Raw genomic sequence first — 21,549 nt, 5'->3', positions numbered from 1 at the left:
CCGGGTTTCCGGTTCTGGGCCGGGTTCCGGAACCTTCCGATCGGCGGGCTCTTGCGGACAGAACCTGACCGCAAGGGCCCGTAGCTTCGTCGGTGTCAGGGAAACGGACCCGATGGAAGGCGGTCGGTCATGGTCACTCACGTGGCGGCGGAGACGCAGGGCGACGAGCGGGGAGCGCTGCTGGCGTTCATCGAGGAACAGCGCGGCGGGATCCGCCGGGCGCTGCTGGGGCTGACCGAGGAGCAGGCCCGATCCCGCCCGAGCGCCAGCGAGCTGTCCCTGGGCGGACTGCTCAAGCATGTCGCCGAGGTCGAGCAGGGCTGGGTGGCCCGGGCCAAGCAGGAACCGCCGGCGATCCCGCGCGACGAGTCGAACTGGCACGAGAGCTTCCAGCTCGTGGGCGACGAGACGGTCGCCTCGCAGCTCGCGTTCTGGGCGGAGGTCGCCGCCGAGACGGAGAAGTTCATCCGCTCCGCGCCCAGCCTGGACGACAGCTTCCCGCTGCCGCCCGACCCGTGGTTCCCGCCGGAGGGCCGCGTCTCCCTGCGCTGGCTGTGCCTGCACCTGATCCGCGAGACGGCCCGGCACGCCGGACACGCCGACATCGTCCGCGAGTCCCTGGACGGGAAGACCGCGTTCGAGCTGGTGGCCCTGGAGCAGGCGGGCTAGCTCCGCGCAATAACCTGGACCGCATGTCAGCGATCCGTCTTCTCGTGCTGGGCGCGGTGCGCCAGCACGGGCGGGCCCATGGCTACCAGGTGCGCAACGACCTGGAGTACTGGGGCGCGCACGAGTGGTCCAACGCCAAGCCGGGCTCGATCTACCACGCCCTGAAGCAGATGGAGAAGCAGGGGCTGCTGCACGCGCACGAGATCGCGCCCTCCACGGCCGGCGGGCCGCCGCGCACCGAGTACGAGATCACGGACCGGGGCGAGGGGGAGTTCTTCCGGCTGCTGAGGGAGTCCCTGGTCTCCTACGACCAGAAGATGGACATCCAGTCGGCGGCCATCGGTTTCCTGGTCGAGCTGGCGCGGGCCGAGGCGCTGGATCTGCTCCGGGAGCGGATCCGGCGGATCGGGCAGTGGCGGGCCGCAGTCACCGGGCACTACATCCCCGAGGACGGTCCCGAACAGCTCGGCCACATCGGCGAGATCATGAACCTCTGGGTCCACACGGCCGACTCCGACGAGGCCTGGACCCAGGGGCTGATCGCCCGCCTGGAGGCGGGCGCCTACACGTTCGCCGGCGAGGGCGAGCGCTTCGTGGGCGTGCTCACCGAGGGGCAGGAGAACCCGTACGCGACGGGGGAGCGGCATCCGGAGGATGACCACTAATCAAGTTTGACCAACGGGTCGGCCCGCGTTACTTTCGAGGAAGTAGTCAAGTTTGACTAACAAGGGAGCTGGCACGTGGCCGACACGGCGATCACCGTCGAGGACGCACGAAAGACCTACGGCACCAGACACGCCCTGGACGGGCTCGACCTGCGCATCACCCGCGGCACCGTGCACGCGGTGCTCGGCCCCAACGGGGCGGGCAAGACCACCCTGGTGCGGATCCTGTCCACCCTGCTCAGGCCGGACGGCGGCCGCGTCGAGGTCGCCGGGCACGACGTCCTCACCGAGGCTCGCGCGCTGCGGCGGCGCATCGGTCTGCTGGGCCAGTACGCGGCCCTGGACGAGCAGCTGGACGGCCGGCAGAACCTGGAGATGTTCGCCCGCCTGCACCACCTCGGCGCCCGCCGCGCGCGCGTGCGCGCCGCCGAACTCCTGGACCGCTTCGGCCTCGGCGACACCGGCCGCACCCCGGTGGCCCGCTACAGCGGCGGCATGCGCCGCCGCCTCGATCTCGCGGCCTCTCTGATCACCGACCCCGAGGTGCTGTTCCTGGACGAGCCGACGACCGGCCTCGACCCGCGCGGCCGCGCGGAGGTCTGGTCCGCCGTCCGCTCCCTGGTCGGCGGCGGCACGACGGTCCTGCTCACCACCCAGTACCTGGAGGAGGCCGACCAGCTGGCCCATCGCATCGCCTTCGTGGACCACGGCCGGGTCGTCGCCGACGGCACCCCCGACGAGCTGAAGACCCTCACCGGCGGCGACCGCATCGACGTCGTCCTGCGCGACGCGGGCCGGCTCGGCGAGGCCGCCGCCCTGCTGCCCGTCACCGGCGTCTCGGTGGACACCGACCGCCGGCTGCTCAGCGCCGCGGTCACCGACCGCATGAGCGCGCTCTCCGGGGTCGTACGCGCCTTGGAGGCGGCCGGCATCGAGGCGGCGGACGTCGCCCTGCGCCGACCCACGCTGGACGAGGTGTTCCTGCACCTGACCGGTGACGGGAACCGAGTGAAGGAGGCCGTGTGATGGCGGTGGCCCCTTACGTCCTGACCGACTCCTGGACCATGACCCGGCGCGAACTCGCCCACTGGGCACGGCAGCCCGGGCAGGTGCTGGTGGCCCTGGTCTTCCCGGTGATGCTGCTGCTGATGTTCGGCTACCTGGTCGGCGGCGGCCGGGGCGTCACCGGCGACTACGTCGACTACCTGGTGCCCGGCATGCTCGCGCTCACCATGGCCTTCGGCCTGGAGGGCACGATGCTCAACGTCACCCAGGACCTCGACAAGGGCGTCATCGACCGCTTCCGCTCCCTGCCCATGACCAACGGGGCGGTCCTGGTGGGCCGTTCGGCGGCCGACATGCTCCAGTCGGCCGTCGCGCTCGCCCTGATGACGGCGGTGGCGTACGCGCTCGGCTGGCGGGCGCACGGCGGCCCGGGCGCCTTCCTGGGCGCCGTGGGTCTGCTCCTGCTGCTCCGCTTCGCGATGCTCTGGGTCGGCATCCACCTCGCCCTGGTCGCCGGCCGGCCCGAGATGGTCCAGGCCGTGCAGATCCTCGTCTGGCCGGTCGGCTTCTTCTCCAACGCTCTCGCCACGCCGGACGCCATGCCCCACTGGCTGGGCACGGCCGTCAGGTGGAACCCGCTGTCCCGGACGGCGACGGCGGTGCGCGACCTGCTCGGCGGCCAGGGCGTCGATCCGGGCCACGTGGGGGCGGCCGTGGTCTGGCCGCTCGGCCTGCTGGCCGTGTTCTTCCCGCTGGCGGTACGGAAGTTCGCGCGCCTGGGCCGCTAGGGGGTTTCGTTCGGATCAGGCCGGACGCCGCGGACCCGGGCTGATCCGAACGAAACCCCCTAGTGGTGGAAGCCGGTGGCCGCCTCCTTGTCCCGGGTCAGTGGATGCGGCTGCCGGCGCAGCTCCGGCACCAGGCGGTTCAGGTCGTCCACGAACAGGTCGGCGAGGTCGTGGGAGAAGCCGTTGCGGCACACGATCCGGATCACGGCGAGATCCTCCCGGTTGGGCGGGAAGGTGTACGCGGGCACCAGCCAGCCGCCCTCGCGCAGCCGCCGGGCGACGTCGAAGACGTCGTACGACGTCACGCCCTCGGCGGTGGTGAAGGCGAACACCGGCAGTTCGTCACCGTGTGTGAGCAACCGGAAGTCGTCCAGCGCCTCGATCCTGCCGGCGACGTAGCGCGCCACGTCCCGGGTCGACTGCTGCACCGCCCGGTAGCCCTCCCGGCCCAGCCGCAGGAACGTGTAGTACTGCGCGACCACCTGGGCGCCGGGCCGGGAGAAGTTGAGCGCGAAGGTCGGCATGTCGCCGCCCAGGTAGTTCACCCGGAAGACCAGTTCGTCGGGCAGAGCCTCCTTGTCCCGCCACAGGGCCCAGCCGACGCCCGGGTAGACCAGGCCGTACTTGTGGCCCGAGGTGTTGATCGAGGCCACGCGCGGGAGGCGGAAGTCCCACACCAGGTCCTCGTCGAGGAAGGGCGCCACCATGGCCCCGGACGCGCCGTCCACGTGCACCGGGATGTCGAGACCGGTGCGCTCCTGGAGGTCGTCCAGGGCCGTGCACAGGTCCGCGATCGGCTCGTAGGACCCGTCGAAGGTGGAGCCGAGGATGCCGACGACCCCGATGGTGTTCTCGTCGCACAGCTCGGCCGCCGCCTGCGGATCGAGGTGGTACCGCTCGCCCTCCATCGGGACCAGCCGGGGCTCCACCTCCCAGAAGTTGCAGAACTTGTCCCAGCAGACCTGGACGTTGACGCCCATGACCAGGTTCGGGCGCGCCCCCGGGTAGCGGTCGGCGTTGCGCTTCGCCCAGCGCCGCTTCAGCGCCATCCCGGCGAGCATGCACGCCTCGCTGGATCCCGTGGTCGAACAGCCCACGGCGGCCGACGGGTCCGGCGCGTTCCACAGGTCGGCGAGCATCGCCACACAGCGCCGCTCCAGCTCGGCCGTGCGCGGGTACTCGTCCTTGTCGATCATGTTCTTGTCCGTGCACTCCGCCATCAGCATCCCGGCCTGCGGCTCCATCCACGTGGTGACGAACGTGGCCAGGTTCAGGCGGGAGTTGCCGTCCAGCATCAGCTCGTCGTGCACGATCTGCGCCGCCGTGGTGGGAGGCAGGGGGGTGTCGGGCAGCCGGTGCTTGGGCGGGGCCTCGGCCATTTCGACAACCGGGTTCGCATCCCCGAAGAACGGGTTGACCGACATCGGCCGCTCGTCGTGCTTCTCGGGACCTCTGTGCAGGGCCATGTACGTGCCTCCAGTAACGGGAGTTGGTCAGCGGATCTGTGTGCCGTCCGCCCGCAGCTGCATCTGCGGCCGCCCCGTCACCAGCAGCCAGGCCGGCAGCGAGGCGATGCAGAGCAGGGCGAGGATGACGGGCGAGGCGACCAGGACCGCCGCGGTGAACAGGCTCACCCAGCCTTGCCGGGTGATGGCCAGGAGCATGCCCAGCACGCCCGCCGCCACCCCCACGGCGGGCGGGACGCCGGGCACCAGGGCGTGGGCGCTCAGACCGAGGGCGGTTCCGATGAACACGCCGGGGAAGATCCGCCCGCCGCGGAAGCCGCAGGTCGCGGCGACCGTCAGGGCGGCCAGTTTCACCACCGCCATGGTGGCGAACTGTCCGGCCGTCCAGCCCTCGGGGTCGGCCGCCAGCTCGGAGATCTGGTCCAGCCCCTTGAAGAGCGTCAGCGGGCCCCCCAGGGCTCCCAGCGCCCCCAGGACGAGTCCGCCCGCCGGAAGCATCAGCATCGGGTGCCGCAGCCGCTGGAAGGCGCGGTGGAGGTGCGGAAAGGCGTAGACCGCACACATGCCGAGCGCCGCGGCGACCGACGCGACGACGATCGCCGCCAGGATGTTGCCCGCGTCCGGCCGGCCGACCGGGGGCAGGTGGAGGTCGAAGCTCGGGTGGTGGAGGAGGTCGGTCGTCAGGGCGCCCGCCGCGGCGGCGGCCAGCGGGGCGAAGAGGTTGTCCCACAGCAGCCCTCTGATCCGCTGCCCGGCCAGTGCCTCCGAGATCACCAGGGCGGCGGCCACCGGGGTGCCGAACAGCGCGCCGAGCGTCCCCGCCTCCGCCAGTGCCATCCACAGCGGGTTCGGCAGCCTGGGCATGAACCGGTGGCCCAGCCACACCGCCAGCCCGACGTTCGTGGCGATGATCGGGTTCTCGGGGCCCAGGCTCGGGCCGCCCGCGAGCATCAGGGCCGCCGCCAGCAGCAGGCCGGGCAGTACGACGGGCGGTAGCGCGGGCGCGTTCAGCCCCATGGTCGCCGGGTCCGGACCCGCGTGTCCCGGCACCTTCCACACCACCAGACCGACCGCGATGCCGGTCGCGGTGAGCATGACGAAGATCCACAGCGTGGAGTAGCCGCCGATCCCCAGGGCGGCGGGCAGGTTCTGCCACAGCACGTCTTCGAACTGCTCGGCGGCGACGCTCACTCCGACGTAGAGCAGGCTGCACACCACGCCCACCAGCAGAGCGGGCAGGATCAGGGGCAACAGGGCGCGCGCGGGGGCCGCGGGAGCGGTGGTGGGCGCCTGCTGCGCGCTGTCCTGGGCCACGAGATCACCATAAGCGGACAAAAGATGTCGAACATCCCGAATGAAAGGGGGTTGCACCTCACGTGGCGTGAGGCCTCAGCGTGGAGGACGTACCGACGACAAGGAGCGGAAAAGTGAGCTACTCCGTGGGACAGGTCGCGGGGTTCGCCGGGGTCACGGTGCGCACCCTGCACCACTACGACGAGATCGGCCTGCTCGTGCCCAGCGAGCGCACCCACGCCGGCCACCGGCGTTACGGCGACGCCGACCTCGACCGGCTCCAGCAGATCCTGTTCCACCGGGAACTCGGCTTCCCGCTCGACGAGGTCGCGGCCCTTCTCGACGATCCGGAGGCGGACCCGCGCGTGCACCTGCGCCGCCAGCACGAGCTGCTGACCGCCCGGATCGAGAAGCTGCAGAAGATGGTCGCGGCCGTGGAGCACGCGATGGAGGCACGCACGATGGGCATCAACCTCACGCCCGAGGAGCGGTTCGAGGTCTTCGGGGACAAGGACCCCGAGCAGTACGCCGAGGAGGCGGAGCAGCGCTGGGGCGGCACCGAGGCGTACGCGGAGTCGCAGCGCCGCGCCGCCCGCTACACCAAGGAGGACTGGAAGCGCCTCCAGGCGGAGGTCGACGACTGGACCGAGCGCTACGTCGCCCTGATGACCGCCGGCGGGCAGCCGTCGGGGGAGGCGGCCATGGACCTGGCCGAGGAGCACCGCCGGCACATCGGCAAGTGGTTCTACGAGTGCCCGCACCCCATGCACCGCTGCCTGGGCGCGATGTACGTCGCCGACGAGCGCTTCAAGGCGTTCTACGACGCCATGCGGCCCGGGCTGGCCGATCACCTGAGCGAGGCGATCACCGCGAACGCCGACCGGCACACCGCGTGACCTCTGGCCCGGGGGCCTACTCCCGGGCCAGGACCACCGCGGTCCCGTACGCGCACACCTCCGTGCCCACGTCGGCGGCCTCCGTCACGTCGAAGCGGAACGCCAGCACCCCGTTGGCGCCGCGCGCGCGTGCCTGCTCGACCAGCCGCTCCATGGCCTGGTTGCGGGTCTGCACCAGCGTCTTGGTGAGGCCCTTCAGCTCGCCGCCGATCATCGACTTCAGTCCGGCGCCGATCTGGCTGCCCAGGTGCCGTGAGCGCACGGTGAGCCCGAAGACCTCGCCGAGCACCTGCTGCACCCGGTATCCGGGCACGTCGTTGGTCGTGACGACCAGCACGTCGGGCTGGGGCCCCTGGCCGCCGCCGTAGTCATCGAGTCCCATGGCTCACAGCTTTGCCCCAGTTGCGCCACAGTGCATCCTGGAGTCACCGGTGGAACCTGGGGCGGTCACATCGCGTTGGTAGCTTTGTGCGGCGGCCCACCGCCCTTCAGCCGCCGTAGCCGCCCTCATCCCCCTCAGGAGCCCGGACCCGTGATGACACTTGCCCTCGGCCCGAGCTGGCTCGATCCCGACTACCTGCTCAACACGTACAGCATCTGGGGCCTGCTGCTCATCGTCTTCGCCGAGTCCGGTCTGCTCATCGGGTTCTTCCTGCCGGGTGACTCGCTGCTGTTCACCTGCGGTCTGCTGATCACGTCCCACCAGCTGGACTTCCCGCTGTGGGGCGCGATAGCCCTGATCTGCCTCGCCGCGGTCCTCGGCGACCAGGCGGGCTACATGTTCGGCAAGAAGGTCGGCCCGTCCCTCTTCAACCGTCCGGACTCCCGCCTCTTCAAGCAGGAGAACGTCACCAAGGCGCACGAGTTCTTCGAGAAGTACGGCCCGAAGTCCCTGGTCCTGGCCCGCTTCGTGCCCATCGTGCGCACGTTCACGCCGATCATCGCCGGCGTCAGCGGCATGAAGTACCGCTCGTTCCTGGTCTTCAACGTCATCGGCGGTGTCCTGTGGGGCGCGGGCGTCACCCTGCTCGGCTCCTGGCTCGGCAACATCGACTTCGTCAACAAGAACATCGAGGCGATCCTCATCCTGATCGTCCTCGTCTCGGTGATCCCGATCGCGATCGAGTTCCTCCGCGCGCGCGGCAAGGCCAAGAAGGCCCCGCAGGAGACGCCTCGGCCTGCCCAGCAGCCCCAGTACCAGCAGCAGCCCTCCCCGGTCACGGACGCCGCCACCACCCAGCTCCGCCGCATCGAGCCGGAGGAGCCGTACCAGCCGCAGTACCAGCAGCAGCCGTACCAGCAGCAGCCCCAGCAGGACCAGCAGCCGCAGCAGCCGCAGCAGGACCAGCAGTACTGGAACCAGGGCTACGATCACCACGGCCAGCAGGGTTATGCCCACCAGGGCCACCAGGGCCACCAGGGCCACCAGGGCCACCAGGGGTACGACGACCAGTACTACGACCAGCAGCAGTACCCGCAGCAGCAGTACGACCAGAACGGGTACCCCCGGAACTACTAGGCGGCTCAGAAGCCCCTGGTCCGCTTGGCAGCCCTCCGCTTGCCGGCGGAGCCGACCCGCAGGGTCAGCCTGGAGATCTCCGATCCCAGGTTGACCCCGATGGCGATCGCCATGGCCAGCGAGGCGGCCTTCGCCAGGGACACCAGTCCCTTGTCGATCTCGTTCTGCGCCATGGACAGCAGCCCGAAGTACGTGGCCGAACCGGGCAGCAGCGGCCCGATCGCCGCCGTCGTGTAGGGCAGCGCGGACGCGAACCGGTACCGCGACAGCAGCTGCCCGAACAGCCCCACCAGCCCCGCAGCCACCGCTGTGGAGGCGACGGGGGAGATGCCGCCCACGTAGTGCATGGCGCCGTACACCGACCACGCCACACCGCCGTTGAGGGTCACCGCCAGCACGGTGGATCGTTCCTGCTGCAGCAGTACGGCGAACGTCAGCGACAGCAGCATGGACGCGGCGATCTGGATCAGCGGCCGGTCGGAGATGTTCATCGCCGCGTCCGGGTTGAGCTCGCCGCCCACCTTCACGCCGAAGTACAGGACGGTCAGCACGCCGATGACGATGCCGACGAAGAAGTACATGACCTCCAGCAGGCGGGCCGCCGCGGTGATGTAGAAGCCCGTCAGCCCGTCCTGCACGCCCGCCACCAGCGCCCGCCCGGGCAGCAGCGCGAACAGCCCACCGGTGACGACCGCGGACGCCGCCACGTCGACGTGCGCCAGCGAGAACGCCACCCCGATCGCCGCCGGGGGCATCGCGGCGATCGTGAACTGGTAGAACTCCGGCAGCCCCCGGCCCGCGCACAGCCACGCCAGCCGGTCGCCGAGCATCGCGCCGACCGCCGCCGCCACGAAGACGATCAGGTCACCGCCGACCAGCACGGAGGCCGCACCCGCGAGCAGCCCGCTCGCCAGGGTCAGGGCCCAGCCGGGGTAGGGGTGCCGGTTGCGGCGGATCTCCGCCAGCCGTCGGTAGGCCTCCTCCAGGGAGACATGGGTCTCCGGGTCGGTCAGGTCGTCCACCAGCTGGAACACGGCCGCGAGCCGTGTGTAGTCCGTGCCCCGCCGGCGTACGGTCCGGGACGCGGTGACCGGGTCCTCCACCAGGGACGGCTGATGGGAGATCGACAGCAGCGTGAAGGTGACGGTCGGCTCGCAGCGGTCCAGCCCGTAGGACCGGCACACCGCGAACATCGCGGCCTCCACGTCCTCCGCGCCCTCGCCGCCCGCCAGCAGCAGCTCACCGATACGCAGCGTCAGGTCGAGCACGCGCGGGACGGCGGGCCCGCCCTCATCGGCCTTCTGCGCCGGCTCCGGCGCCGGCCGCTCGGCCACCGGCATGCGCAGCATCGTGCGCATCCGGTCCTGCCAGGGCGCGTCCTTGATCAGGCTGACCGCCGGCATCCCGGTCGCCGGGGTGAACGCGGGCGGGGCGTCCTTGGCGCTGTAGGTGCGCGGCAGGCTGAACGCCGACCCCTCCGGCTCGGCACTCGGCGGTTGCGGCACCGCCAGCCCCTCCGGCAGGGCGAACTCGGAGGTGGTCTCCGGCTCGACCGCGCCCTCGGGCGCCTCGATGCCCTCGGGAACGGCGAACTCGGACGTGATCTCCGGGTCGTACCGCGCCTCGTCCGACCGGGGCTTGCGGTCCTCCGCCTCCGTCACCTGGCACTGCTCCCTGAACGCGACCTTCCGTAAGCCTCAGTATGCGCATGGGTACGCGAACGGGCCGCACGCGTGCGCGTACGGCCCGTTCGCGGGCGCGGGGTGGTCAGTGACCGCCCTGCTCCTTGAAGCGCTTGTACGACCGCTCGATCTCCACCTCGGCGTCCGTGCGGCCCACCCAGTTGGCACCCTCGACCGACTTGCCGGGCTCCAGGTCCTTGTACACCTCGAAGAAGTGCTGGATCTCCAGGCGGTCGAACTCCGACACGTGGTGGATGTCGCGCAGGTGCTCGACACGCGGGTCGGTGGCCGGAACGCACAGCAGCTTGTCGTCGCCGCCCGCCTCGTCCGTCATCCGGAACATGCCGATCGCACGGCACTTGATCAGGCAGCCCGGGAAGGTCGGCTCGTCCAGGATGACCAGCGCGTCCAGCGGGTCGCCGTCCTCGCCGAGGGTGTTCTCGACGAAGCCGTAGTCGGTCGGGTAGGCGGTCGAGGTGAAGAGGCGACGGTCCAGGCGGATCCGACCGGTCTCGTGGTCCACCTCGTACTTGTTCCGCGAACCCTTCGGGATCTCGATCGTGACGTCGAACTCCACCGGTGGCTCCTCCATGATCAGCACATAGTTCTGGTGGTTAAGTGTCCCTCACGCAGGTGTGTGATCGCGAAAGGGGCTGGTGGTCGTGCCAGAGCTGAGGCCTTGGCGAGCCGCGAGACCGCAGATGGTGCGGCTCGCGAACGCCGTACGACCGCGACTGGCGCGCGCCGTGACGGCCGCGAAACCAGGGGTCGCGCGGCTGACGAAGGCAGTGCGCCCCGGGCTTGCACACCTCCCCCGGCCGCGAGCCGTCAGGACCTGGCAGTACACCGCGGGCGCCGCCACCGCCGGGCTGGCGCTGGCCGCCGGTGTGGTGACCGTCGCCGGTCCCTGGGACGCCAACGGTCAGCGTACGGCCGAGCGGGACCGGGTCGCCGCCCTGGAGCGGTCAGGTGGCGCAGATCACGGCGACTCCGGCACCAGCGCGCGGGGACCCAGGCCCGCACCGAGCGCCCCGGCCGTCCTGACGGGCCTGGGCAGCTCCACGGGTGCCGTCAGCACCAAGAAGGCCCCGCCGGGCCGGCAGGCCCTCTCGGACGTCCTGGGGCCGCTCCTGGCCGCCCCCGAGCTCGGCGGCGGCCACGCGGCGGCCGTCGTCGACGTCGGCACCGGCAAGCAGCTGTACGGCACCGCCGCCGACCGGGCCTTCACCCCCGCCTCCACCACCAAGATCGCCACCGCCGTCGCCGCCCTCTCCGCGCTCGGCCCCGACCACCGCCTCACCACCCGCGCCGCACTCGAACCCGACACCAAGGAACTGATCCTGGTCGGCGGCGGCGACCCCACCCTCACCGCCCGCCCGAAGGCCGAGGGCTGGGCGAGCCTGCGCGCACTCGCCGCCGACGCGGCGGCCGCCCTCGAGAAGCGCGGCATCGACCGGATCACGCTCTCCTACGACACCACGCTCTTCTCCGGCCCCGCGCTGCATCCCGTCGGCGTCGACGAGAACCTCGCCCCCGTCAGCGCCCTGACCGCGGACGAGGGCCGCATCGGCAACTCCAGCAGCGGCCCGGCGACCCGTGTGAGCGACCCGGCGGCCGACGCGGCCCGCAAGTTCGCGGACTACCTGCGGCAGGCCGGCATCAAGTCCACGCCCCCCGGCCCCTCCAAGGCCACCAGCCGCGCCGAGACCCTCGCCACCGTCTCCTCGCCGCCGCTGTCCGCCCTGGTCGAGCGCATGCTGACGTACAGCGACAACGACATCGCCGAGGCCCTGGCCCGCCAGACCGCCCTGGCCAGTGGCCGGGCGGGCAGCTTCGACGGCGGCGCCAAGGCCGTCGCCACCCGGCTCACCAAGCTCGGCCTGCCCATGTCCGGCGCCGCATTCCACGACGGCAGCGGCCTCAACCGCGACGACCGGGTCACGGCGAACCTCCTCACCGCCCTGCTGGTCAAGGCCGCCGACCCCGCCCGCCCCGGCCTCCGCCCGGTCCTGACCGGCCTCCCCGTGGCCGGCTTCACCGGCACCCTGGCCGCCCGCTACACCGACGGCGCCGCAGGCGTCGTACGCGCGAAGACGGGCACCCTCACGGGCGTGAACACCCTGGCGGGCACGGTCGTGGACCAGGACGGCCACCTCCTGGCCTTCGCCTTCCTGGCCTCCGGCACGACCAACCGCGACGAGGCCCAGGCGGCTTTGGACAGGACGGCGACGGCGCTGGCGGGCTGCGGCTGCCGGTAACGCCAACACCCGTCACCGCACGGGAAACCGCACCTCACCCGACGCCCATGGCCTGCCCCAAGCGGGAGCGCTCACGTACCGTTGACGCATGACGAGCTTCGGTGGCACCGCATCTCCCGGGATGGTCGACTGGAACCTCGCGGTGGCGACCGCGACACGGCTCGTACGACCGGGACCCGAAGTCAGCCGCGACGAGGCCAGGGCCGTCGTGGCGGAGCTGCGCCGGCACGCGAAGGCCTCGGAGGGACACGTCCGGGGCTTCACCCGGCTGGGCACCGAGGAGACCCACGACACCCCCGTCCTGGTCGTCGACCGGCCGGGCTGGGTCCGGGCCAACGTCGCCGGCTTCCGGGAGATCCTCAAGCCCCTGCTGGACAAGATGCAGGAACGCCGTGGCAGCAGCCCCGGCAACGCGGTCCTCGGCGCGGTCGGCGGCAAGGTGACCGGCGTCGAACTCGGCATGCTGCTGTCGTTCCTCTCCTCCCGCGTCCTCGGCCAGTACGAGACCTTCGCCCCCGCCTCCCGCGACCTCCCGGCCGGCGGCCCCCCCGACGCACCGAGCGGCGGCGGCCGCCTCCTCCTCGTCGCCCCCAACATCGTCCACGTGGAGCGCGAACTCGACGTCGAGCCGCACGACTTCAGGCTCTGGGTGTGCCTGCACGAGGAGACCCACCGCACGCAGTTCACCGCCGTGCCCTGGCTGCGTGACCACCTCGAGGGTGAAATCCAGTCGTTCTTGGCGGAGACCGACGTCGATCCGATGACCGTCCTGGAGCGCATCCGGGAAGCCGCCCAGTCCCTCGCCGGCGGCCGCCCCGAGGGCGAGGAGGACGACGAGGGACGCTCCTTCGTGGAGCTGGTGCAGACCCCGGTCCAGCGCGAGATCCTCGGCCGCCTCACCGCGGTCATGTCCCTGCTGGAGGGGCACGCCGACTTCGTCATGGACGGGGTGGGCCCGAGCGTCGTGCCGACCGTCTCCGAGATCCGCGAGAAGTTCCAGCAGCGCCGTGCCAAGGGGGCCTCCCGCCTCGACCTCGCCCTGCGCAAACTGCTCGGCCTCGACGCCAAGCTCAGGCAGTACCGGGACGGCGAACGCTTCGTGCGCGCCGTCGTCGAACAGGTCGGCATGGACGGCTTCAACCGGGTGTGGACCTCCCCCAACACCCTGCCCACCAAGGCGGAGATCGCCAAACCGGCGGACTGGGTCGCACGGGTGCACCGCAAGGCCGAGTCGTGAAGCGCGTGGGGAAGTCGTGAACCGAATCCGGCCTACGGCAGGCGAACGCCCCTCCAATCACCCGTCCGAGGGACCGTGAGCGATGGGTAGGCGTGCAATGCTCGGGGAACGGCCCGCTTCTGTCACCATCTACACACTCTGAGTGACCGATCTCGGGCTCACCCCCCGAAAACTTCATGAAGGGAACCGGACATGGGTCCCCATCCTGCGGTCGCGGCGATACGCCTGGCGGTCCGCCGCGCCCTCCACGACCTCCTCATCGACCACAGCCGCATCACCGAAGCAGCGATGACAGCCGCGACGGCTGCCACCGTGGAAGCCCGCGGACCGAGCCGGAACGAGCGCACCCCCTCCCCGCTCGTGCTGGTCGCGTGCTCCGGCGGCGCCGACTCCATGGCGCTCGCCTCGGCCCTCGCCTTCGAGGCCCCCAAGCTCGGCATCCGCGCCGGCGGCATCACCGTGGACCACGGCCTCCAGCCCGGCTCCGACCTCAGGGCCGACGAGGTCGTCCTCAGGCTGCGTGAGCTCGGCCTCGACCCCGCCGAGTCCATCGCCGTGTCCGTCGGCCGCGAGGGCGGCCCCGAGGCCGCCGCCCGGGACGCCCGCTACGCCGCCCTCGACGCCGCGGCCGAACGGCACGGCGCCGCCGCGGTCCTGCTCGGCCACACCCGCGACGACCAGGCCGAAACCGTCCTGCTCGGCCTCGCCCGCGGCTCCGGCATCCGCTCCCTGTCCGGAATGGCCGCGGTCTCGGGGGCCGACGGCCGTTACCGGCGCCCCTTCCTGCACATCGACCGCCAGACCGCCCGCAAGGCCTGCATGGTGCAGTCCCTGCCCGTCTGGGACGACCCGCACAACGCCGACCCCGCCTACACCCGCTCCCGGCTCCGGCACGAAGGTCTGCCCGCCCTGGAGAAGGCCCTCGGCAAAGGCGTCGTGGAAGCCCTCGCCCGCACCGCCCAGCTCTCCCGCGACGACGCCGACGCCCTCGACTCCTGGGCCTCCCAGGCCGAGGCCTCCGTACGCGACGCCACGGGCCTCCTGGAGTGCGCCAAGCTCTACGCCCTCCCGCCCGCCGTACGCCGCCGCATCCTGCGCCGCGCCGCCATCCAGGCAGGCGCCCCGGCCGGCTCCCTCTTCGCCCGCCACATCGAGGAGGTCGACCGGCTGATCACCGGCTGGCGGGGCCAGGGAGCCATCAATCTCCCCGGCAAAGTCGTCGCCCAGCGTCAGGGTGGCAGACTGGTGATTCGGCAAGGCTGAATCGGGACCCCCGGAGCGACCCTCCGACGGGCCGGACAGCCGGTGGCCGTAAGAGCGGCCGTAAGTGCGGGACGACCGAAAGTGATGCGGGTGGACGCGAAAGACATGGGTGCCGACCTCAAGCAGGTACTCATCACCAAGGAAGAGATCGACGCGAAGCTGGCCGAGCTGGCCGCGAAGATCGACGCGGAGTACGCGGGCAAGGACCTGCTCATCGTCGGCGTGCTCAAGGGCGCCGTCATGGTCATGGCCGACCTGGCCCGGGCGCTGTCCACCCCCGTCACCATGGACTGGATGGCCGTGTCGTCCTACGGCGCGGGCACCCAGTCCTCCGGTGTCGTGCGGATCCTCAAGGACCTGGACACCGACATCAAGGGCAAGCACGTCCTGATCGTCGAGGACATCATCGACTCCGGACTGACCCTGTCCTGGCTGCTGTCCAACCTCGGCTCCCGCGAGCCGGAGTCCCTCAAGGTGTGCACGCTGCTGCGCAAGCCGGACGCCGCCAAGGTCGCCATCGACGTGGAATGGGCCGGCTTCGACATCCCGAACGAGTTCGTCGTCGGCTACGGCCTCGACTACGCCGAGAAGTACCGCAACCTGCCGTTCGTCGGTACGCTCGCGCCTCACGTCTACGGCGGCTGAGCCAATCGGGCCAGCCCCTGTAAGACGATCGGGAACCCCAGCGGGTTTCGCGCCGTTGGAGCATGCAGAGACGGGAATGCCAGCCGTCCGTGCCACTCCGTGCGGCTTCGGACAACAATGCTGGGGTACCGTCAGAAGAACTGTCTTATCAAACTCACTATGGCAGGAGGGACGGGGCGACACCGCTCCGTATGGATGGACGTGAAGCGATACTTCCGTGGGCCGGTCATGTGGATCGTGCTGGCCGTCCTTGCCGTGGTCGTGTTGATGCAGGTCGTCGGCTCGTCCGGCGGCTACAAGACGGTGGACACCGGCCAGGTCGTGGCGGCGATCAACGAGAACAAGGTCGAGTCGGCCAAGCTCACCACCGGTGACGAGCAGACCATCAAGGTCACCCTCAAGGACGGCCAGAAGGTCGAGGGCAGCTCGAAGATCCAGGCGAGCTACATCGGCGACCAGGGCGTGACCATTGCCGCCACACTGCAGACCAAGTACCAGGACAAGCAGATTCCGGACGGCTACACGGTCTCGCCGTCCAAGCAGAACCCGTTCGTCGGCGTCCTGCTCTCCCTGCTGCCCTTCGTCCTGATCGTGGTCGTCTTCCTGTTCCTGATGAATCAGATGCAGGGCGGCGGCTCCCGGGTCATGAACTTCGGCAAGTCCAAGGCCAAGCTCATCACCAAGGACACCCCGAAGACGACCTTCGCCGACGTCGCGGGCTGCGACGAGGCCGTCGAGGAGCTCCACGAGATCAAGGAGTTCCTCCAGGAGCCGGCCAAGTTCCAGGCCGTCGGCGCCAAGATCCCCAAGGGCGTGCTCCTCTACGGCCGTCCCGGTACCGGCAAGACGCTCCTCGCGCGCGCCGTGGCCGGCGAGGCCGGAGTGCCCTTCTACTCGATCTCCGGTTCCGACTTCGTCGAGATGTTCGTCGGTGTCGGTGCCTCCCGAGTCCGTGACCTCTTCGAGCAGGCCAAGGCGAACGCCCCGGCGATCGTCTTCGTCGACGAGATCGACGCGGTCGGCCGCCACCGCGGCGCCGGCCTCGGCGGTGGTCACGACGAGCGCGAGCAGACCCTGAACCAGCTGCTCGTCGAGATGGACGGCTTCGACGTCAAGGGCGGCGTGATCCTCATCGCCGCGACGAACCGGCCCGACATCCTCGACCCGGCTCTGCTCCGCCCCGGCCGCTTCGACCGCCAGATCGCGGTCGACCCGCCGGACCTGCAGGGCCGCATGGAGATCCTCAAGGTTCACCAGAAGGGCAAGCCGGTCGCGCCCGACGTCGACCTGGCCGCCGTCGCCCGCCGCACCCCCGGCATGACCGGCGCCGACCTCGCCAACGTGCTGAACGAGGCCGCGCTGCTCACCGCCCGCAGCGATCAGAAGCTGATCGACAACAAGGCGCTGGACGAGGCGATCGACCGTGTGGTCGCGGGCCCGCAGAAGCGGACCCGGATCATGTCGGACAAGGAGAAGAAGATCACCGCGTACCACGAGGGCGGTCATGCCCTGGTCGCGGCGGCCTCGCCGAACTCCGACCCGGTCCACAAGATCACGATCCTCTCCCGCGGCCGCGCCCTCGGCTACACGATGGTGCTCCCGGACGAGGACAAGTACTCGACCACCCGCAACGAGATGCTCGACCAGCTCGCCTACATGCTGGGCGGACGCGCGGCCGAGGAACTGGTCTTCCACGACCCGACCACCGGCGCCGCCAACGACATCGAGAAGGCCACCAACCTGGCCCGCGCGATGGTCACGCAGTACGGCATGACCGAGCGGCTCGGCGCGATCAAGTTCGGCGGCGACAACAGCGAGCCGTTCCTGGGGCGTGAGATGGCCCACCAGCGCGACTACTCGGAAGAGGTCGCCGCGCTGGTCGACGAAGAGGTCAAGAAGCTCATCGAGACCGCGCACAACGAGGCCTGGGAGATCCTGGTCGAGAACCGCGACGTGCTCGACCAGCTCGTCCTTCACCTGCTGGAGAAGGAGACCCTGGGCAAGGAGGAGATCGCCGAGATCTTCGCCCCGATCCACAAGCGCCCGCCGCGGCCCGCGTGGACCGGCTCGTCCCGTCGCACCCCGTCCACCCGCCCGCCGGTGCTCTCCCCGAAGGAGCTGGCACTGACCAACGGGGCGAACGGCGCGACAGCGGCGATCAGCACGGTCAAGTCGACGGCGTCGGAGTCCGCCCCCGTGACGGACAAGACTCCGGAAGACCGCCCCGAGAGCTGAACAGTTTCAGCCACCAGGCCGGAATGAATGCCGCGGCCCCCAGGTTCTAGCCTGGGGGGCGCGGCATTTCGTATGTCCGCAGACAGAGCGCGTGGACGCACGCGTGACAGCACAGGAACGAGGAACCAGATGACCGACCCCGTGACCCTGGACGGTGAGGGCACCATCGGCGAGTTCGACGAGAAGCGCGCCGAGAACGCCGTACGGGAACTGCTGATCGCGGTCGGTGAGGATCCGGATCGTGAGGGCCTCAGGGAGACGCCGACGCGCGTGGCCCGGGCGTACAAGGAGATCTTCGCGGGCCTGTGGCAGAAGCCCGAGGACGTCCTGACCACGACGTTCGACCTGGGGCACGACGAGATGGTGCTCGTGAAGGACATCGAGGTCTACAGCACCTGCGAGCACCATCTGGTGCCGTTCCGGGGCGTCGCCCACGTCGGCTACATCCCGTCCGTGACCGGGAAGATCACCGGTCTGTCCAAGCTGGCCCGGCTCGTGGACGTCTACGCCCGGCGCCCGCAGGTGCAGGAACGGCTCACCACGCAGATAGCGGACTCCCTGATGGAGATCCTGGAGCCGCGGGGCGTGATCGTGGTCGTCGAGTGCGAGCACATGTGCATGTCGATGCGGGGCATCCGCAAGCCCGGCGCGAAGACGATCACCTCGGCGGTGCGTGGTCAGCTGCGGGACGCGGCGACGCGGAACGAGGCGATGAGCCTCATCATGGCGCGCTGAGCGGCCTTCGGCGAACGGCCGGAGCCGGTGGTCAGGCCGCCGGCTCCGCGCCCGCGTGATTGTGGTCCTCGTCCTCGGGGAGCTTGCAGACCCGCTCCAGGAACACGGCCGCCGCTATCACGCCGATGCCGGCCAGCACCGAGAGGCCGGCATAGATGGCCTGGTCGCGGCGGGCGGGGATGTCGAGGAGCTCCAGGAGGAAGACACCCGTGCCGCCGTACATGCCGGCGACCAGGGCGGCCACCAGGGCGCTTGCCTGGCCGAAGACCACCGCTCGGGCGGCCATCAGGGGGTCGACGCCCTTGGCGCCGGGGCGGCGCTCGCGCTGGGCCTTGAGGCGGGCGCGCAGCGAGAGCGCCGTGGCGAGCAGGACCACCGCGATCAGCGCGAGGACGATGGGGGCGGCCAGGGGGACGCTGGGGAGTGTCCCGACCGAGTTCCAGAGGCGGGCACCCGCCCAGGACAGGACGCCGGCCACGACGAACACGCCGGCCAGCACCCTGATGCGCAGCTCTCTCACGGTGTCCCTTCAGCTCCCCCGGACCGATCCCGGACTGTGGTCGTCTTGACCTTAACGACTACTCGGGCAGTCGGAGTTCCAGGTCGGTGCGCGCCTCGACGCCGTCGCGGGTGACGGCCGTCAGGAGTTCGGCCACCGTGCCCCGGCCGGGCAGCAGCGCCTGGGGGTCGATGTCGTGCCAGGGGGCGAGCACGAAGGCGCGTTCGTGGGCGCGCGGGTGCGGGAGGGTGAGCTGCGGGTCGTCGGAGGTGACGTTCGCGTAGGCGACGATGTCGACGTCCAGGGTGCGCGGTCCCCAGTGCTCGTCGCGGACCCGGTTGAAGGCCTCCTCGACGGCGTGCGCCCGCTCCAGCAGGGAGGACGGCGGCAGGGTGGTCTTCAGGACGACGACGGCGTTGTAGTAGGTGGGCTGGCTGCCGGGCTCGACGCCCCAGGGCTCCGTCTCGTAGACCGGCGACACGGCCTTCACGCGGACGCCGGGGGTGTCCTCCAGGGCGTCGACGGCTCCCTGGAGGGTCTCCAGACGGTTGCCGAGGTTGGAGCCGATGGAGATCACGGCCCATTTCGGGTTGCTCAGTGTCGTGTCGGCGGCGTCCACCTGCTCGACGACCGAGGCGGGCACCGGCTGGACGGTCGGGTCGCTGTGACCCTGGGCGAAAGGTCGGGTCATACTCGGCTCCGGGTGATGGTGACGGTCACGTCGTCGAAGGGGACGGTGATCGGGGCGTCCGGCTTGTGGACGCGGACCTCGACCTCCTGGACCCCTTCGTGCTTCAGGCAGGTCTGGGCGATCCGCTCGGCGAGGGTCTCGATGAGGTTCACCGGTTCGCCCTCGACCACGGCCACGACCTCCTCGGCCACGATGCCGTAGTGGACGGTCTTCGCCAGGTCGTCGTCGGCGGCGGCCGGCCGCGTGTCCAGGCCGAGGACGAGGTCCACGATGAAGGTCTGGCCCTCCTCGCGCTCCTTGGGGAACACACCGTGGTGCCCGCGGGCCTTCAGGCCGCGCAGCGCGACACGATCCACGCGAATCACTCCTGCAATCGTCGGGAACGGCCGGGCGGTGTCGCATGCGGGCGGCACACCGGCCTCTGACGAATCTACCTGCGGGCGCCGACACATCCGGGTGACGGGGGCGCGTGCCCCGGCGGGGACCCGGAGGCTTCACCGTGTGTTTCCCTTGGGGAACCCGGACGCGTCATGGGCTGGTAGCCGCACATACCCCCGGGTAGGTGATTCCAACCACTTCTTGGTCCTTGTGGGGCTCGTACCCGGTTATGCGAGGGGGTCGTCACCCGAATTCTCGCCGTTCGCTCCGTTCTGGCCGTTCTCCTCTTCCTCGTCGGATTCGGCCAGGACGGGGGAGGCGTGGTGCGACCAGAGCTTCCAGCCGGTGGGGGTGCGCCGGAACACGTTCGTGGCGACGACGAGCTGGCCGACCAGGGGGCCGAGCTCCGCGCCGTCCTCGGGGGCGGGACCGCCGCTGAGGATGTTCTCGGTGCAGGTAACGAGGGCGGTGTTGCCGGTGACGGAGACGTGCACGTCGGTCAGGAAGAACTGGATGTAGTCGGTGTTCGCCATGATCAGCGCGTACGACCTGAGGACCTCGGAGCGGCCGGTGAGCACCGGCCAGCCGGGGTGGACGCAGGAGATCACACCGGTGTCCGCCGGGTCGTGGTACTCCTCGTCGACGCCCAGGTCGGAGGGCGTGAGCCAGAGCGAGGACACTTCCTCGAAGTCACCGCGCTCCATCGCCTCGTAGAAGGCGGTGTTGGCGGCCTCCACCTGTTCGACGTCGGTGTGGGGGGCGCTCACCGGGCTCCTTCAACGGCGCGCGCGACCCGCACCGCGTCCGCGGTGGCGCGCACCTCGTGCACGCGCACCGCCCATGCGCCGGCGTGCGCCGCGAGCGCCGAGACGGCGGCCGTGGCGGCGTCCCGCTCGCGGGCCGGCGGGGGTGCGCCCTCCGGTCCGGCGAGGACGCGGCCGAGGAACCGCTTGCGGGAGGCGGCGACGAGCAGGGGGTGACCCAGGGCGTGCAGGCGGTCGAGGTGGGCGAGCAGGCTGAGGTCGTGCTCGGCCTGCTTGGAGAAGCCGAGACCGGGGTCGACGACGATGCGGTCGGGGGCGATGCCGCCCTCCAGAACGGCCTCCACGCGCGCCCGCAGCTCGTCCACGACTTCGGCGACGACGTCCTCGTACGCGCCCCGCACGTTGCCGCCCTGCAGGAAGCCGCGCCAGTGCATGACGACGAAGGGGGCGCCCGTGGCGGCGACCACGGGGATCATCGCGGGGTCGGCGAGGCCGCCGCTGACGTCGTTGACGAGGGCGGCGCCGGCGGCGAGGGCCTGTTCGGCGACGGAGGCGCGCATGGTGTCGACGGAGACGGCCACGCCTTCGGAGGCGAGGCCGCGGACGACGGGGATGACGCGCCTGAGTTCCTCGGCCTCGTCGACGCGGGTGGCGCCGGGGCGGGTGGACTCGCCGCCGACGTCGACCAGGTCCGCACCCTCGGCCACCAGGTCCAGGCCGTGCTTGACGGCGACGGTCGTGTCGAACCAGCGGCCGCCGTCGGAGAAGGAATCGGGGGTCACGTTCACGACCCCCATGACCGCGCACCGGTCCCATGCCGGAAGACCTGCCACTCGGCCGCGCCCGCTGAGGTTGTTCATA

At 70.8% G+C, this 21,549-nt stretch carries 22 protein-coding genes; 12 read left to right on the top strand and 10 right to left on the bottom strand.

Annotation, left to right across the window (positions count from 1 at the left end):
* Positions 1-129 precede the first annotated feature (129 nt).
* From FB157_RS40395 to FB157_RS40380, 4 genes are all read left to right on the top strand, one after another.
* Positions 130-669 carry a DinB family protein gene (locus tag FB157_RS40395; protein ID WP_145885824.1) on the top strand — a complete coding sequence of 180 codons (540 nt, stop codon included), beginning with the start codon at positions 130-132 and terminating at the stop codon, positions 667-669.
* A 23-nt stretch (positions 670-692) separates the two neighbouring features.
* Positions 693-1,334, top strand: coding sequence for a PadR family transcriptional regulator (locus tag FB157_RS40390; protein ID WP_145885823.1), 642 nt, complete (start codon positions 693-695; stop codon positions 1,332-1,334).
* 75 nt (positions 1,335-1,409) lie between these two features.
* Positions 1,410-2,360 carry an ATP-binding cassette domain-containing protein gene (locus tag FB157_RS40385; RefSeq protein ID WP_145885822.1) on the top strand — a complete coding sequence of 317 codons (951 nt, stop codon included), beginning with the start codon at positions 1,410-1,412 and terminating at the stop codon, positions 2,358-2,360.
* Positions 2,361-2,365: 5 nt separating this feature from the next.
* A complete protein-coding gene (locus FB157_RS40380) occupies positions 2,366-3,127 on the top strand; it encodes an ABC transporter permease (protein ID WP_186581906.1) in 762 nt (253 codons plus the stop codon).
* A gap of 59 nt (positions 3,128-3,186) precedes the next feature.
* Here the strand turns inward: FB157_RS40380 and FB157_RS40375 are convergent, their stop codons facing one another.
* Positions 3,187-4,593, bottom strand: coding sequence for a glutamate decarboxylase (locus FB157_RS40375; protein WP_145885819.1), 1,407 nt, complete (start codon positions 4,591-4,593; stop codon positions 3,187-3,189).
* A 27-nt stretch (positions 4,594-4,620) separates the two neighbouring features.
* Positions 4,621-5,907 (bottom strand): ion channel protein, encoded by a 1,287-nt coding sequence (locus FB157_RS40370; RefSeq protein ID WP_145885818.1) that lies wholly within the window; start codon positions 5,905-5,907, stop codon positions 4,621-4,623.
* A gap of 113 nt (positions 5,908-6,020) precedes the next feature.
* Between FB157_RS40370 and FB157_RS40365 the strand changes: the two genes are divergently transcribed.
* Positions 6,021-6,782 carry a MerR family transcriptional regulator gene (locus FB157_RS40365; RefSeq protein ID WP_145885816.1) on the top strand — a complete coding sequence of 254 codons (762 nt, stop codon included), beginning with the start codon at positions 6,021-6,023 and terminating at the stop codon, positions 6,780-6,782.
* Positions 6,783-6,798: 16 nt separating this feature from the next.
* Here the strand turns inward: FB157_RS40365 and FB157_RS40360 are convergent, their stop codons facing one another.
* The gene (locus FB157_RS40360) at positions 6,799-7,164 is read right to left on the bottom strand and encodes a YbjQ family protein (protein ID WP_145885814.1); all 366 of its coding nucleotides are present in this window, start codon (positions 7,162-7,164) and stop codon (positions 6,799-6,801) included.
* Between the two features lie 153 nt (positions 7,165-7,317).
* Between FB157_RS40360 and FB157_RS40355 the strand changes: the two genes are divergently transcribed.
* Positions 7,318-8,301, top strand: coding sequence for a DedA family protein (locus tag FB157_RS40355; RefSeq protein ID WP_398948047.1), 984 nt, complete (start codon positions 7,318-7,320; stop codon positions 8,299-8,301).
* Positions 8,302-8,306: 5 nt separating this feature from the next.
* Here FB157_RS40355 and FB157_RS40350 read toward each other — a convergent pair whose 3' ends face one another.
* Positions 8,307-9,962, bottom strand: a complete 1,656-nt coding sequence (locus tag FB157_RS40350; RefSeq protein ID WP_145885810.1) for a threonine/serine exporter ThrE family protein — start codon at positions 9,960-9,962, stop codon at positions 8,307-8,309.
* A gap of 106 nt (positions 9,963-10,068) precedes the next feature.
* On the bottom strand, positions 10,069-10,560 hold the full coding sequence (locus FB157_RS40345; RefSeq protein ID WP_046730908.1) for an inorganic diphosphatase: 492 nt from the start codon (positions 10,558-10,560) through the stop codon (positions 10,069-10,071).
* A 124-nt stretch (positions 10,561-10,684) separates the two neighbouring features.
* On the opposite strand from FB157_RS40345, the gene dacB reads away from it, so the two are divergent.
* From dacB to folE, 6 genes are all read left to right on the top strand, one after another.
* Positions 10,685-12,241 carry a D-alanyl-D-alanine carboxypeptidase/D-alanyl-D-alanine-endopeptidase gene (gene dacB, locus FB157_RS40340; RefSeq protein WP_145885897.1) on the top strand — a complete coding sequence of 519 codons (1,557 nt, stop codon included), beginning with the start codon at positions 10,685-10,687 and terminating at the stop codon, positions 12,239-12,241.
* Positions 12,242-12,329: 88 nt separating this feature from the next.
* Positions 12,330-13,478 (top strand): zinc-dependent metalloprotease, encoded by a 1,149-nt coding sequence (locus tag FB157_RS40335; RefSeq protein ID WP_145885808.1) that lies wholly within the window; start codon positions 12,330-12,332, stop codon positions 13,476-13,478.
* A gap of 192 nt (positions 13,479-13,670) precedes the next feature.
* Positions 13,671-14,741, top strand: coding sequence for a tRNA lysidine(34) synthetase TilS (gene tilS / locus FB157_RS40330; RefSeq protein WP_145885806.1), 1,071 nt, complete (start codon positions 13,671-13,673; stop codon positions 14,739-14,741).
* 84 nt (positions 14,742-14,825) lie between these two features.
* Positions 14,826-15,386 (top strand): hypoxanthine phosphoribosyltransferase, encoded by a 561-nt coding sequence (hpt, locus tag FB157_RS40325; RefSeq protein ID WP_145885803.1) that lies wholly within the window; start codon positions 14,826-14,828, stop codon positions 15,384-15,386.
* A gap of 195 nt (positions 15,387-15,581) precedes the next feature.
* Positions 15,582-17,621 carry an ATP-dependent zinc metalloprotease FtsH gene (gene ftsH, locus FB157_RS40320; protein ID WP_145885801.1) on the top strand — a complete coding sequence of 680 codons (2,040 nt, stop codon included), beginning with the start codon at positions 15,582-15,584 and terminating at the stop codon, positions 17,619-17,621.
* Between the two features lie 129 nt (positions 17,622-17,750).
* Positions 17,751-18,356: a GTP cyclohydrolase I FolE gene (gene folE / locus FB157_RS40315; protein WP_145885799.1), complete on the top strand. Its 606-nt coding sequence runs from the start codon at positions 17,751-17,753 to the stop codon at positions 18,354-18,356.
* A gap of 31 nt (positions 18,357-18,387) precedes the next feature.
* On the opposite strand, the gene FB157_RS40310 is transcribed toward folE, so the two are convergent.
* The 5 genes from FB157_RS40310 to folP form a co-directional block, all read right to left on the bottom strand.
* On the bottom strand, positions 18,388-18,876 hold the full coding sequence (locus FB157_RS40310) for a DUF3180 domain-containing protein (RefSeq protein ID WP_145885797.1): 489 nt from the start codon (positions 18,874-18,876) through the stop codon (positions 18,388-18,390).
* Between the two features lie 58 nt (positions 18,877-18,934).
* Complete coding sequence (folK, locus tag FB157_RS40305) at positions 18,935-19,546, bottom strand: 2-amino-4-hydroxy-6-hydroxymethyldihydropteridine diphosphokinase (protein ID WP_145885795.1); 612 nt, start codon at positions 19,544-19,546, stop codon at positions 18,935-18,937.
* Complete coding sequence (gene folB, locus FB157_RS40300) at positions 19,543-19,902, bottom strand: dihydroneopterin aldolase (RefSeq protein WP_094218326.1); 360 nt, start codon at positions 19,900-19,902, stop codon at positions 19,543-19,545. The genes folK and folB overlap by 4 nt, the downstream gene beginning before the upstream one ends.
* Before the next feature lie 249 nt (positions 19,903-20,151).
* A complete protein-coding gene (locus FB157_RS40295; RefSeq protein WP_145885793.1) occupies positions 20,152-20,691 on the bottom strand; it encodes a nuclear transport factor 2 family protein in 540 nt (179 codons plus the stop codon).
* The gene (folP, locus tag FB157_RS40290; protein WP_145885791.1) at positions 20,688-21,548 is read right to left on the bottom strand and encodes a dihydropteroate synthase; all 861 of its coding nucleotides are present in this window, start codon (positions 21,546-21,548) and stop codon (positions 20,688-20,690) included. The genes FB157_RS40295 and folP overlap by 4 nt, the downstream gene beginning before the upstream one ends.
* Between the last annotated feature and the right edge of the window lies 1 nt (position 21,549).

It is taken from the genome of Streptomyces sp. BK340 (assembly GCF_007827595.1).
Classification (GTDB): domain Bacteria; phylum Actinomycetota; class Actinomycetes; order Streptomycetales; family Streptomycetaceae; genus Streptomyces.
The sequence above is the reverse complement of the archived record's forward strand: the minus strand, read 5'-3'. Positions and strand labels throughout refer to the sequence as shown.